A 12,466-nucleotide genomic window follows, 5' to 3' on the forward strand; every position below is an offset into this window, starting at 1 on the left:
CCTACCTGATGAGCGGCGTGGCCTTCTCCACCATGTACTTCTCCATGTTCAGCGTCCCCCATCTGGGCGGCCTGATCCCCTCTCTGTACGGCACCTTTACCCTGATCGTTCTGACCTCCGTGGTCAAGCACTTTCCCTTTGCCAGCCGCTCCGGTACCGCCAACATGCTCTCCATCAGCGTGGAGCTGGAGGAGGCGGCGGACATTGCCGGCGCCAGCTTCTGGAAGCGGATGAGTTCCATCATTATCCCCCTGGCAAAGAACGGCTTTATCTCCGGCTTCATGCTGACCTTCATCTCCATTGCCAAGGAGCTGGACCTGATCATCATCATGATGACGCCCACCACCCGTACTATGTCCTTCCTGGCCTTTACCTACTCGCAGGAGGGCTACAACCAGATGTCCGACGCCATCTCTGTGTGCGTGCTGCTGTTCATCCTGGTCTGCTATATCGTCGCCAACAAGGTCGGCGGCGCCGACATCGGCAAGAGCTGGTAAACCACGGACCCACGACATAACAGAAAGGAAAGAACGATAATGAGTCGTATTGAGTTAAAGAATATTGATAAATTCTATGGCAGCAACCACGTCCTGCGCAACATCAACCTGACCATTGAGGATGGCGATTTCATGACCCTGCTGGGCCCCTCCGGCTGTGGCAAGACCACCACCCTTCGCGTGGTGTCCGGCCTGGAAAAGCCCCAGAACGGCATCATGACCATCGACGGTGTGGAGATGATCAACGCCGACGACGCCTATTACGCCGAGCCCAGCAAGCGCGGACTGAACCTGGTCTTCCAGTCCTACGCCCTGTGGCCCCACATGACAGTGTACAACAACATCTCCTTTGGCTTGAAGATCCAGAAAATGAGCCACGATGAGATTGACCGCCGGGTCATGGACTCGCTGAAGATGATGCGCATTGACATGTACAAGGACCGCTATCCCACTGAGCTCTCCGGCGGACAGCAGCAGCGCGTGGCCATTGCCCGCGCCGTGGCCTCCAGCCCCAAACTGCTGCTCCTTGACGAGCCCCTCTCCAACCTGGACGCCAAGCTCCGCATCGACATGCGCGCCGAGCTTCAGCGTCTCCACAAGGAGCTGGGCACCACCATTATCTATGTCACCCACGACCAGGTGGAGGCCCTGACCATGTCCACCAAGATCGCCCTGTTCAAGGCCGGCGAGCTGAACCAGGTGGCCACTCCCATGGAGCTGTACAACAACCCCATCGACCTGGAGGCCGCCGACTTCATCGGTAATCCCCGCATCAACCTGATTCCCGGCAAGGCAGAGATGAAGGGCGGCGAGCTGGTGGTCAAGAGCGAGTTGGGAGGGCATACCTTCTCCGCAGACCATCTTACCAACGAGCAGAAGCCCGCCAGCGGCGAGTTCGACTGTGTTCTGGCCGTCCGTCCCGAACAGATTCTCATCTCCCGGGAGCCTGTGGAGGGTGCGCTTCCCGTCAATGTGTACGCCAGCCAGCCTGCCGGTTCCGAGACCATTGTCACCCTCAAGGCCGGCGAGGAGGAGTTTTTGTCCAAGGAGATCGGTCAGGTCCACTATGACATCGACCAGAAAGTCTGGGCGATTATTGACCAGGATAAGATCAACGTGTATAATAAGGAGACCACCCGTCTGATTAAGCGCGCGGTGTAATTTCCAGGTCATCCGGATCAAAGCGCTCCCGTGCGGCGGGGAGTACCGCCGCACGGCCCCGCTTGATTATACAACTCCGGCGCCATTCCCCAATCATTCTGCAAAAACGAAAGGAGAAGAACCCGATGAAGAAGAAGTTATTGGCACTCTTACTGGCAGCCGTCATGGTGCTGAGCCTTGCGGCCTGCGGCGGCAAGACGGATACCCCTCCCGCCGACAGCAATGCCCCTGCACAGAACGAGCCCGCCAACAGCGGCGACAGCACTGACCAGCCCGCCGCCGGCCAGTTCGGCTATGACCGCGCTACCGGCACCGAGGTCTACGGCCCCTACTGGGACGAGTGGAGTGACATGACCGACGAGGAGCTCTATGAGCTGGCCAAGGCGGAAAACAATCCCATCAACATCTACGCCACCTCCTCCAAGATGCTGAAGACCGAAGAGGGCTTCGAAGAGCTGTATCCCGGCCTGGACCTGGTAGTCTCCGATCTGGACTCCGACGAGGTTCTTAGCAAGGCCGAGATTGAGAACAGCACCAACAACATCACCGCCGACGTGCTCCAGACCAAGGATGTCAACGGCGACGTATTCTTTGAGTATTACAGCAAGGGCATCATTGAGCCCTTCTATCCCCGTGACATCTGCTCCCACATTGAGGAGGAGAACCTGAAGTTCAGCTTCCCCCTGTATGCCTCCCAGGCCTTCTGGTACTATAACACCGAGGCGTTCCCCGACGGCCAGCCTATCACCAGCTGGTGGCAGATCATCGAGAAGAACCCCGACGGCAGCCAGAAGTACCGCATCTTCGCCAAGGAGATCGGCCAGGAGACCGCTTACCTCAGCCTGTTCGCCAGCTTCATCACCAACGCTGATGAGATGGCGCAGTCTTATAAGGACATCTACGGCACCGATTTGGAGTATACCTATGATCCCGCCGGTTTTGCCTTCGAGGTTCCCGAGAACAACGCCGGCGTGGAGTACCTGTGGCGCTTTACCCAGGCCAAGATGACCTTCATCGGCGACGGCGACGAGCTGGTGCTGGCTGTCCACAACTCCACCAAGGACGATCCCGCCCTGTGCCTGGCCTCCGCCGGCAAGATCGAGAACCGTGATGAGTCCGGCTACAACATCGCCTGGTGCACCAACCTGACCCCCTACACCGCCCTGCTGAACACCGAGTCCATGTTTGTCGTCAAGGGCTGTGACAGCCCTGCCGGCGCCCGTCTGTTCATCCGCTACGTTACCGGCGGTGCCGATGGCCAGAGCGGCGGCTTCAAGCCCTTCACCAAGACCGGTAACTGGCCCCTGCGTGACGACGTGGACAACGACAAGAACCCCGTCTCCCTGCACGACTTGGGCGCCCGCGCCAACGATCTGGACGCCATTTACAGCATCTTCCCCGACGTGCAGGATATGTGGACCTACTGGCGTGACCAGGCCAAGTAAGTAAGACATTCGCCGCATAAGCGCGGCTCCGCCGGGCGGGCGGCCCATCGGCCGCCCGCCCCTTTTCAAGAGGAGGAATTCCATGCTGGGCAGAGGCAACCCCATTCAGGAAAGTCAAATCGATAAAAAGATCGACCGCGCGGCGGACAGCTTCTGGTCCGCCTTCCAGATGATGGAAAACGGCAGAGTGAAGAGTACGCTGATGCTGTACTCCTTCTGCCTGTGCTGGGTGTTTGCCGCCGTCTATGGCGGGGCCATTGCCCTTCTGATCGGCCCGCTGCACACGCTGATGAACGGAGCGCCCGTTTTCCTTGAGAATCTGGTCACTGCCCTGGTTCCCGCAGTTCTGGGGACGGCGGTGTGCGGCCTGACCTGGCTGCTGCCCGGCGACAAACGAAAACTGCCGGCGGCCTATCTGTGGCTGACGCTGCTGATGCTGGCCTGCCTGATCGCCCTGCTGGTCCTCATGGGAGGGGAGCAGGGGGCGCAGATCCTGGCTCTGCAATTTTTCGGGATGTTCGTGCTGGTTCCCCTGATTCTGGGGGACGGGATGTCGATCCTCCTGTTTTACCGATACTGGAAACATAAGCCCCCAGTCAAAGACGTGGCGGAGCTTAGGAAAGGGCCGTAAGACGATGATTGATACTGTATTGTTTGATATGGGCGGAACGCTGGAGGATATCTTCACGGACGACGAGAGCCGGGAGACCTCCGCGCAGGAGGTCCTGCGCATTTTGAAGGAGAAGGGTATCGCTGTATCCGATGATTTGGCCTCTGCCCAAAAGAAGCTGGCGGACGGCTGGGACCGTTACGCCGCCTACCGGGGCCCTACGGACCGGGAGCTGAAGCCGGAGGAGATCTGGGGACAGTATGTCCTGACGGATTTCGGCCTGGACCAGGAGACTGTGGCCCCCTTTGCCGAGGAGCTGGCCCATATGTGGGAGGTCACCTACTACCACCGCACCCTCCGCCCCCGTGTGGCGGAGATGCTGGCTGGACTGAAAGGCCTGGGGATGAAGCTGGGCGTCATCAGCAACACCGCCAGCCTCTACCAGGTGTTCGACATTCTGGAGGAGTATGGCATCCGGGATTATTTTCAGGATGTGACGCTGTCTTCCGTCACCGGCTACCGCAAGCCGGATAAGAACATTTTCATGGTCTCCCTGAACCAGGTCCGCTCTGACCCGTCCACCTGCGCCTACGTGGGCGACACGGTGTCCCGGGATGTCATCGGGCCCCAGCGTATGGGCTTTGGCATGACCTTCCATATCAATTCCAAGCTGACAAAGTGCAAGGATGTGGACGTGCCCAAGGAGATTCGGGCCACCTATGAGATCGAGGATATCTACCAGGTCTACACCATTTTGCGGGATCTGGAGGAGGAACAGCACAAGGCTGTGTGACATAGAGAACAAAACGCCCTCCAAGGGTGCAGAGTTTCATACAAAAGTGAAGAGCAAGACAGACCACAATGGTTTGCCTTGCTCTTTTTATGTTGTGCAGGTCGCTGTGAAACCTCCGTGGAAAGCATCGGCGGAAAGCATCGGTGGGAGTGCGATAAATTGCGGCTCATCTATTTTTCGCAAAGACAGCAGATGACAAATACCTGCTCTGATTTGGGCTTAATGACCTGTTACAGGTCGATATCATACAAATTTGCGATCGTAATTGCATCATAAATGGCATCCCGTAATTCCTCGTCGATTGATCTTGCAGCTCCGCAGGATTGGCCGTTTTATGGCTTTTTGGCATTGTGTGCGGGAAAGCTCACCAACGTCTTCGGCCGACTTGCAAAAATAGTCTTTAATAATTCAGAATGGTAATCCGTTTGCTTTATAAACTTTTGCAAATATTTGACAGTGGTTTTCCCGTCCACATTTCAAAGTAATGCTGGTTACCCTATTATGAAGCGGCACCCGCTGAAAAGCACGGGCTTTTCAGTGGATGTCAGCTTTTTTATGGTGCGTTCCCCAGCTGGGGGCGCTTTTCCGTATTCAGGAGCGGCGGCATCCGGTGCAGCGGGTGCAGTCCCCGCCGCAGGTTCCATGATGGCGGCGGCAGGAGCGCAGGGCCAGCGCCAGCCAGAGCCCCAGGCCCGCCAGGATCAGAAATTCCAGCATAGACGCCTCCTTATACCAGCAGGGCGATGCGGTACATCAGCAGGGAAACCGTCCAGGCCACAGCGCACTGGGCCGCGGCTACGCCGGCGGCCTTCCAGCCGGAGCCAAGCTCCCGTTTCACGGCGGAGATGGCCGCCACGCAAGGTGTGTAAAGCAGTGTAAAGGCCAAAAAGCTGACAGCGGTGACAGGGGAAAAGAGGGTTCCAAGAGCGGCAGCGGTGACCTCCGCGCCGGAGCCGGTGAGGATACCCAGGGTGGAGATGACGGATTCCTTGGCGATAAAGCCGGTGATAAGAGCGGTAGAGACCCGCCAATCCCCAAAGCCCAAGGGGGCGAACAGGGGGGCAATCCACGCCCCCACAGCGGCTAGGAGGCTGTCAGAGCTGTCGGTCACCAAATTCAACCGGGTGTCAAAGGTCTGGAGGAACCAGACGATGATGGTGGCCACAAAGATGATGGTAAAGGCCCTGGTGAGGAAGTCCTTGGCCTTGTCCCAGCACAGCTGCCACACGCTGCGGGCGGAGGGGAAGCGGTAGTTGGGCAGCTCCATGACAAAGGGCACGGGGTTTCCCCGGAAGGCGGTGGCCCCCAGCACCTTGGCGGCCACGATCCCCACCAGGATGCCGCCGAAGTACAGCGCGATCATTACCAGGGCGGCGCGGCGGGGAAAGAAGGCGGCGGAAAAGACGGCGTAGATGGGAATCTTGGCAGAGCAGCTCATGAAGGGCGTCAGCAGGATCGTCATCCGCCGGTCCCGCTCCGAGGCCAAGGTTCGGGTGGACATGATGGCCGGTACAGAGCAGCCAAAGCCCACCAGCATGGGCACGATGCTGCGGCCGGAGAGGCCGATCTTCCGCAGCAGCTGGTCCATGAAGAAGGCCACCCGGGCCATATAGCCGGTGTCCTCCAGAATGGAGAGGAAAAAGAACAGCACCACGATGATGGGCAGGAAGCTCAGCACACTGCCCACACCTGCAAAGGCGCCGTCGATTACCAAGCTGTGAACCACCGGATTCAGGCCGTAGGCCGTGAGCCCCGCGTCCACGGCGGCAGTGAGTGCGGCGATGCCCGCCGCCAGCAGGTCCGACAGCCCCTGACCCACCACACTGAAGGTCAGGTAGAAGATCAAAAGAATGATGCCAAAGAAGATGGGCAGGGCCAGGTATTTGTTAGTTACCACTCGGTCGATGGCCTCGCTGCGGCGGCGCTCCCGAGACTCCTGGCATTTCACCACCGTGCGGGCGCATACGCCCTCAATAAAGTCGTACCGCATGTCCGCCAAAGCGGCGTTGCGGTCCATGCCGTGCTCCGCCTCCATCTCCTGGACGCTGTGCTCAATGAGCTCCAGCTCGTTCTGGTCCAGCCGCAGCCGCTCCCGGACATCCCCATCGTCCTCAATGAGCTTAGTGGCGGCAAAGCGCAGCGGGAGACCCGCGGCCTCGGCATGGTCCTCGATCTGGTGGACCACCGCGTGAATACACCGGTGCACCGGGCCGGGGGAGCAGAAGTCGTAAACCGCAGGCGGCGTCTTGCTCCGGGCTGTGGTTACAGCCATGCGGACGAGCTCCTCCACGCCCTCATTCTTCACGGCGGAGATGGGGACCACCGGGATGCCTAGGGCAGCAGACATGCCCTTGACGTCAATGGTGCCGCCGCCGGCAGTGACCTCGTCCATCATATTCAGGGCCAGCACCATGGGAATACGCATCTCCAGCAGCTGGAGAGTCAGGTACAGGTTCCGCTCAATGTTAGTGGCGTCCACGATGTTGATGATGCCGTCGGGCTTCTGATTGAGGATAAAATCCCGGGTGACGATCTCCTCCGGCGTGTAGGGCCGGATGGAGTAAATGCCTGGCAGATCCACCACCGTACAGTCCTTCTGCCCCCGGACGGTGCCGGATTTCTGGTCCACCGTCACGCCGGGGAAGTTGCCCACGTGCTGATTGGAGCCGGTAAGCTGGTTGAAGAGCGTAGTCTTACCGCAGTTTTGGTTGCCGGCCAGAGCGAAGATCATGACTCACGCACCTCCACCTCGATGTTTCGGGCGTCTTCCTTCCGCAGGGAGAGGGCGTATCCCCGAACCCGCAGCTCAATGGGGTCCCCCAGCGGAGCAATCTTTTCCACCCGCAGGGCGGTCTTGGGAATCAGTCCCATATCCAGCAGGCGGCAGCGAAGAGCGCCCTCGCCGCCAACTTGAGTGATGACGGCCTCCTGGCCCAGGGGCAGCAGATCCAGCGTCATAGATATCCCTCCAAAAGTTAGCCTTTTATAACGGTCTTTAGCGTATCATGGAACAGGACAAACATCAAACAGGGAATTGACAGAAAAATAGAGAAAGTTGGGCATGTTTTTCGTACAGTCCGATGGTTTCCTCCGCTCCGGGCGGAAAAATCCCTTGCGCAGGCGGAATGGCGTGTGCTATACTGCCGGTGAGGTGATGAGACATGCTGACATTTAACCATTTCAATTTCAACGTATCCGATCTCGAGCGGTCCATCCAATTCTACCGGGACGCCCTGGGCCTGGAGGAGGTGCGCCGCAAGGAGGCGAAGGATGGGAGCTTTACCATCGTGTTTTTGGGGGACGGGAAGACGGACTTCCGCCTGGAGCTGACGTGGCTGCGGGATCATCCCCAGAAATACGACTTGGGGGAGTGCGAGTTCCACCTGGCTCTGGCGGCGGAGGATTATGAGACCGTTCATCAGAAGCACGCAGGCATGAGCTGCATCTGCTTTGAGAACCCGGACATGGGCATCTATTTCATCAGCGACCCGGACGGGTACTGGATCGAGATCATCCCCGCCCGGTGAGGGGATCAAAAAAACCGCCTGCGGCGCCAGCCGCAGGCGGTTTTTTGCAGGTGGTGGATCATGGTACGCTGTCGGCCGTGGGAGAGAGGCTGGACAAGTCTTCAAGCGGGGCGCCGCCTTTGCGGACAGCCCTGCAATGCCGAATCATTTCTTTGTAAAAACGCCGCACATGCTTTCCTCCAGGCCGGTAAAAGGTTTTCCGCAGATGTTGTCAAATATGTCCAGCATTTCAAAGCCCTGATTTCTGATTTCTTCCGCAAATGACGTCTTGGAATAGATTTGATTCCATATATTAAAGAACTCGCAGCAATCGCCTGTGATTACCAAATACTGCTCCAACGTGTTGGCGGTTCTGTCATAAAATTTGTTTTTTTGAATTACTACGTGAGGTCTGGGAGACCAAAATCCGGTTTTTTCATATTTTACTGTCTGAATCTCCTGAAAGGAATTTAGATATGGCGTATTGAATACATCCAGAATCAAAATGCCGCCCTTTTTCAACGCGTGATGAATTTTTCTCAATAAAATGATTCTATCTTGCGGTGAAAGCACACCAAAATCGCAATAGACTAAAATTGCAACATCAAACTTATGATCGTGATTCATTTCCAAATAGTTTTGATAATGATAATCGATCTTTCGATTTGTCTCTTTGGCATGGTTTTGGGCATATATGACAGAACGTTTCGAAAAATCAATACCAGTGACGGAAAAGCCCTGATCATATAAGAGCTCTGCATAAATGCCTGCTCCGCATCCCAAATCTAAAAGTCTTTTATTTTTTACGTCTTGACAGTAGCCGCAAATCCATGAGACTGATTTTTGAATGGTAGTGAGTTTTCTGGAAGCTCCATCGTGATTTCTATCTAAATGAGCCGCCAGCATGCTCATTGAAATATGTTCATCATCCCAAAACGGCTTGGAGCTTTTTTCGTAAAGAGGGGGGTCTTCCCTGAAAAAATCTATGATTGCACGATTCATTCCCAAATCGTCTCCTCTATCGGTCTGGCTTCATAGTAAACGGGGTAAACGGGCACATGCTTTGCGCGGCGGTGAATCTTTGGCCTGCTTTTTAACTCTGCTTACTATAGCACAGAATTTTATGCAATTCAACTAGCTTTGGAGAATTATCAGAACTTTCGGCCGGCAATTATTTTTGAGAGAAAGTGGGAAAGGAGCTGGTTGACTTTGCTATATGGCAGTGGTAAAATATTTATTGCCCTGCAGGAGACAGCACCTGCGGGAGCATAGAATTTCAGATATTTTTGGAGGGGATTCAAATGAAACGGTTGTTATCGGTATTGCTGGCGGTGTTCCTGGTGCTGGCCCTGGCGGGCTGCGGGGGCAAGGACTCCGGAAGCCCTGGAACGAGCTCCGGCGGCAGCGATAACATTGGCTCTGGCAACGGGGACGTCTATGCTGAGGACGGCTGGGCTGAGGGCCGTCTGGGCGACACCATGCACGCCTACTGGTTTAACTACACGGTCAACAGCGCATATACCTGCAGCGAGTTCGCCGGCCGCAAGGCGGCGGAGGGTTGCAAGATGCTGGTGGTGGACATCACGGTGAAAAATACCGTCACCACCAGCGTGGAGATGTACGACACCGACTTCCAGGCCCAGTGGGGCGGCAGCGGCGATGAGGACTACCGCCTGCCCATCACCACCGACCCGGAGACTTACGAGGAGCTGGATCCCATCAGCGACGACCAGTTGCCCGGTACATACGCGCTGGGAGTGAACGAGGAGCGCACCGGCCTTCTGGTGTACGAAGTACCCGCCGACAGCAAGGATTTCTCCATCTCCTATCTGGAGGCTTTCGAGGAGGGCGATGAGGGAGACACGTTCTTTGTGTACTTCACTCCCGAGGAGAAGTGACCTGCCCCTTTCGTATGCGAAAACCCGGTCCCACCTGCGGTGGGACCGGGTTTTGTCATCCGGCGGCATTGGGCAGCAGTGTGGTGATCAGGGCCTCATAGGGCACATCCAGCGTCTGGGCGATATTTTCCGCTGTCAGAGACACAAAGGACAGCTCCAGAGCCTCCGCATCTCCCACAATGCCGTCCCGCCAGGCCAGGTATTCCGCCCCGTCCACTGGAGGCTCCTCATAGTACCAGTATTCCCCGCTGCCGGCGGAGCCCTGGTGGTAAGTGAAGTTCCAATTGTCGGTGAGGAGGGTATACAGCATGCCGTCTCCGTCCGCGTCCACATCATGGGGAAAGCCGTTAGAGATCAGAGAGTAGTCCCAGGCGTCTACGGAGCCCATATTTTCATACACCCCGCTCTCCAGGGCATAGCGGTGAAGAGTATAAGGCCAGAACTCCCCGGCCCAGCCCTGGTTGTGGGACCAGGGGGCCTCCGCCGCACCGTTGCTGTAGAAGATGACGCCAGGGAATTCCCGCAGCTCTTCCCGAACTTCACCGGCGGCTTCATCGTAGCCGTAGACGATCTCTGTCTGACCGGCCATAGCGGCGTTCTGCCAGAGGAGGATCAGCTCCTCAGCGCCGTCACCGTCCACGTCGTGCAGGGCGAAGAGATTGCCCTCGATGCTCTCGATGGAATTGCCGTCCAGGACAGTGCCGTCCGGCAGGAGCTGGCGGTCATGGGCGGTGCGGAGGATCTCCGCGAAGGCGGCCCGGCGGGCCTCGTCCTCTGTGAGGACGGGCTCCTCCGGGTTATCCGTATCCGCAGGCGGCGCCTCCGGCGGGGCGGCAGTATCCTGGGCAGGGGCGCCGCCGGGTGGATCGGCGTCCTGGGGCTTTCCGCCGCAGGCGGTCAGGGACAGGAGAAGGCACAGTAGAAAAAGTATGGAGAAAAAGCGGTTCATAGCGGAAAGTCCTTTCTGTCAAAATTGGATAGGGACAGGATACCACACCGCCTGGTGAAAGAAATCTCAAAAGAATTACAAAAGGGATACAGATTCGGGACAGAAATAACAGAGGCGGCCCGCCGGAAACCGGCGGGCCGCTTTACTGCTTCGCTCAATAGAACGCCCGGATGTAATTGTCCAGATCTGCCCGGGTGCCCATGTAGGGGCCAGGAGTCTCCATTTTTAGAGAGACCAGGGCCGTGGCGGTGCGGAGGGCGGTGGGAATGTCCGCCGTCAGCCGCTCGTTGATGTAGCAGGCAAAGGTGGTGTCCCCCCGGCCGGTGCGGCCGGAGAGGTTCCGGGCCTTGATGGGACAGGTGCAGATGTCCTTCCCGTCGTAGACCAGGACCTCGGTGTTGTGGGTAATCAGCACCTCTTTTGCGCCCCAGCCGTAGAGCGTTTTGGCAGCCTCGGCCCGGTCGGTGAGGCCGGTGAGGATCTCCGCCTCGGCGGCGTCGGTTTTCAAAAAGCGGACATAGGGCAGCATCTCTTTTTTTGCCGCCCAATCATGGTACACCATCCCGCCGTTCTCCACCCAGCGGAGCATGCACTGCACATCAATGGCCACCATGGCCCGCTCCGCGGCGAAGGGGATCATCTCGTCGGGAATGTCGCCTCCCACCAGGCCTGCCAGGTGCCAGATTTTGGCGTTGATTTCAGCGGGGACCTCGTCAGTGCGGTAGGGATCGATGACGCTGTCCACTGTGGAGGTGCGCCGCTCCCGGTCCGGGGTGTGGTAGACGTTTTTGGTCACAAAGGAGTGTGTGCTGGGCAGGGGGTACACGGCAGCGTTGGGGGCCTTGGCAAAGGCGTCTTTCAGCTCCTCCGGAGCCATGTCCGCCTTGGGCAGCACCGCGATCCTGTGCCCGATGTTGGCGGCGGCAAAGCCGGAGTAATATACGGCGCCGCCGATGGCCTGGACGGTGGCACCGTCGTAGTCCACATTGGTGTCCCGGGCCACCTCGCCGATGATCAGAGAGTCAAACTGGCTCATTTTGCCTCCTCCTTCCGAATGGCCTCGTCGGCCTCTACAAATTCCTGAAACGCAGGGCTCCACAGGTGGAAACTGCGGCTTTCAATGACGGCCTTATAGGCGAAGGAGTCCTGAACCCGCTCCGGAAGGACCACGGCGGTTCTGGCCTCGTCGCCGTCCCGGTGCGTGTCGGACCCCGCCAGACGGAGGTACTCGGGATGGCGGCGGCAGAGCTCCAGCGCCTTATCGTTGTTGTTCTCATGGCGGGGGTTGCCGTTGATGATCTCCGCGCCGTGGACAACGGTCTCCTGCACCGGAGCGCTGCCCTTGCGGAAGGGGTGGGCGTGGATAATGAGAACCTGGTCGTGGAACTTGTTGAAGAATTCCTGGGCGGTCATGCAGCAGGCGTAGGGGTTGGAGCGGAGCCACTGCTCGTCGATGCCGTAGACCAGATAGTCGTTGTCATTCTCGGGAAAGCGGAACTCCGCTCCCAGGAGCACATCGAAGCCTACCTCGTCGCCCCGCTTCTTGGAGGCGTAGTTCACTATCATAATCGCAATCAAGGACCGTTATCGTTTCATAGGTTCCTATC

14 protein-coding genes are annotated in these 12,466 nt (G+C 57.8%); 7 read left to right on the forward strand and 7 right to left on the reverse strand.

The features are described from left to right. The 5 genes from QZ326_RS07375 to QZ326_RS07395 form a co-directional block, all read left to right on the forward strand. Positions 1-497 (forward strand): iron ABC transporter permease (locus QZ326_RS07375; RefSeq protein ID WP_295743318.1); only part of this gene is annotated, 497 nt, incomplete at its 5' end. Between the two features lie 39 nt (positions 498-536). Continuing rightward, positions 537-1,658, forward strand: coding sequence for an ABC transporter ATP-binding protein (locus tag QZ326_RS07380; protein ID WP_295743320.1), 1,122 nt, complete (start codon positions 537-539; stop codon positions 1,656-1,658). 125 nt (positions 1,659-1,783) lie between these two features. Next, complete coding sequence (locus tag QZ326_RS07385) at positions 1,784-3,103, forward strand: hypothetical protein (protein ID WP_295743323.1); 1,320 nt, start codon at positions 1,784-1,786, stop codon at positions 3,101-3,103. An 82-nt stretch (positions 3,104-3,185) separates the two neighbouring features. Next, positions 3,186-3,734 carry a hypothetical protein gene (locus QZ326_RS07390; RefSeq protein ID WP_295743326.1) on the forward strand — a complete coding sequence of 183 codons (549 nt, stop codon included), beginning with the start codon at positions 3,186-3,188 and terminating at the stop codon, positions 3,732-3,734. A gap of 4 nt (positions 3,735-3,738) precedes the next feature. Next, entirely contained in the window at positions 3,739-4,506 is a 768-nt protein-coding gene (locus tag QZ326_RS07395) for an HAD family hydrolase (RefSeq protein WP_295743329.1), read from the forward strand. Positions 4,507-5,097: 591 nt separating this feature from the next. Here the strand turns inward: QZ326_RS07395 and QZ326_RS07400 are convergent. The 3 genes from QZ326_RS07400 to QZ326_RS07410 are packed head-to-tail and all read right to left on the reverse strand — an operon-like array spanning position 5,098 to position 7,464. After that, on the reverse strand, positions 5,098-5,223 hold the full coding sequence (locus QZ326_RS07400; protein WP_295743332.1) for a hypothetical protein: 126 nt from the start codon (positions 5,221-5,223) through the stop codon (positions 5,098-5,100). A gap of 10 nt (positions 5,224-5,233) precedes the next feature. Then, positions 5,234-7,237 (reverse strand): ferrous iron transport protein B, encoded by a 2,004-nt coding sequence (feoB, locus tag QZ326_RS07405; RefSeq protein WP_295743335.1) that lies wholly within the window; start codon positions 7,235-7,237, stop codon positions 5,234-5,236. Next, on the reverse strand, positions 7,234-7,464 hold the full coding sequence (locus QZ326_RS07410) for a FeoA family protein (protein ID WP_295743338.1): 231 nt from the start codon (positions 7,462-7,464) through the stop codon (positions 7,234-7,236). The genes feoB and QZ326_RS07410 overlap by 4 nt, the downstream gene beginning before the upstream one ends. Positions 7,465-7,667: 203 nt before the next feature. Between QZ326_RS07410 and QZ326_RS07415 the strand changes: the two genes are divergently transcribed. Then, a complete protein-coding gene (locus tag QZ326_RS07415) occupies positions 7,668-8,033 on the forward strand; it encodes a VOC family protein (protein ID WP_295743341.1) in 366 nt (121 codons plus the stop codon). A 144-nt stretch (positions 8,034-8,177) separates the two neighbouring features. Here the strand turns inward: QZ326_RS07415 and QZ326_RS07420 are convergent, their stop codons facing one another. Continuing rightward, positions 8,178-9,014, reverse strand: coding sequence for a bifunctional 2-polyprenyl-6-hydroxyphenol methylase/3-demethylubiquinol 3-O-methyltransferase UbiG (locus QZ326_RS07420; protein ID WP_295743344.1), 837 nt, complete (start codon positions 9,012-9,014; stop codon positions 8,178-8,180). A 299-nt stretch (positions 9,015-9,313) separates the two neighbouring features. On the opposite strand from QZ326_RS07420, the gene QZ326_RS07425 reads away from it, so the two are divergent. Further along, the gene (locus tag QZ326_RS07425; RefSeq protein WP_295743346.1) at positions 9,314-9,910 is read left to right on the forward strand and encodes a DUF4352 domain-containing protein; all 597 of its coding nucleotides are present in this window, start codon (positions 9,314-9,316) and stop codon (positions 9,908-9,910) included. A 55-nt stretch (positions 9,911-9,965) separates the two neighbouring features. Here QZ326_RS07425 and QZ326_RS07430 read toward each other — a convergent pair whose 3' ends face one another. The 3 genes from QZ326_RS07430 to QZ326_RS07440 all read right to left on the reverse strand — a co-directional run bounded on the left by QZ326_RS07430 (position 9,966) and on the right by QZ326_RS07440 (position 12,437). Beyond that, the gene (locus QZ326_RS07430; protein ID WP_295743348.1) at positions 9,966-10,859 is read right to left on the reverse strand and encodes a hypothetical protein; all 894 of its coding nucleotides are present in this window, start codon (positions 10,857-10,859) and stop codon (positions 9,966-9,968) included. A gap of 154 nt (positions 10,860-11,013) precedes the next feature. Continuing rightward, positions 11,014-11,895 (reverse strand): PfkB family carbohydrate kinase, encoded by an 882-nt coding sequence (locus QZ326_RS07435; RefSeq protein ID WP_295743351.1) that lies wholly within the window; start codon positions 11,893-11,895, stop codon positions 11,014-11,016. Next, positions 11,892-12,437 carry a hypothetical protein gene (locus tag QZ326_RS07440; RefSeq protein ID WP_295743354.1) on the reverse strand — a complete coding sequence of 182 codons (546 nt, stop codon included), beginning with the start codon at positions 12,435-12,437 and terminating at the stop codon, positions 11,892-11,894. Before QZ326_RS07440 ends, QZ326_RS07435 begins: the two co-directional genes overlap by 4 nt. Positions 12,438-12,466 lie beyond the last annotated feature (29 nt).

The organism is uncultured Oscillibacter sp. (assembly GCF_910587525.1).
In the GTDB taxonomy this organism is placed as follows: Bacteria; Bacillota; Clostridia; order Oscillospirales; family Oscillospiraceae; genus Oscillibacter.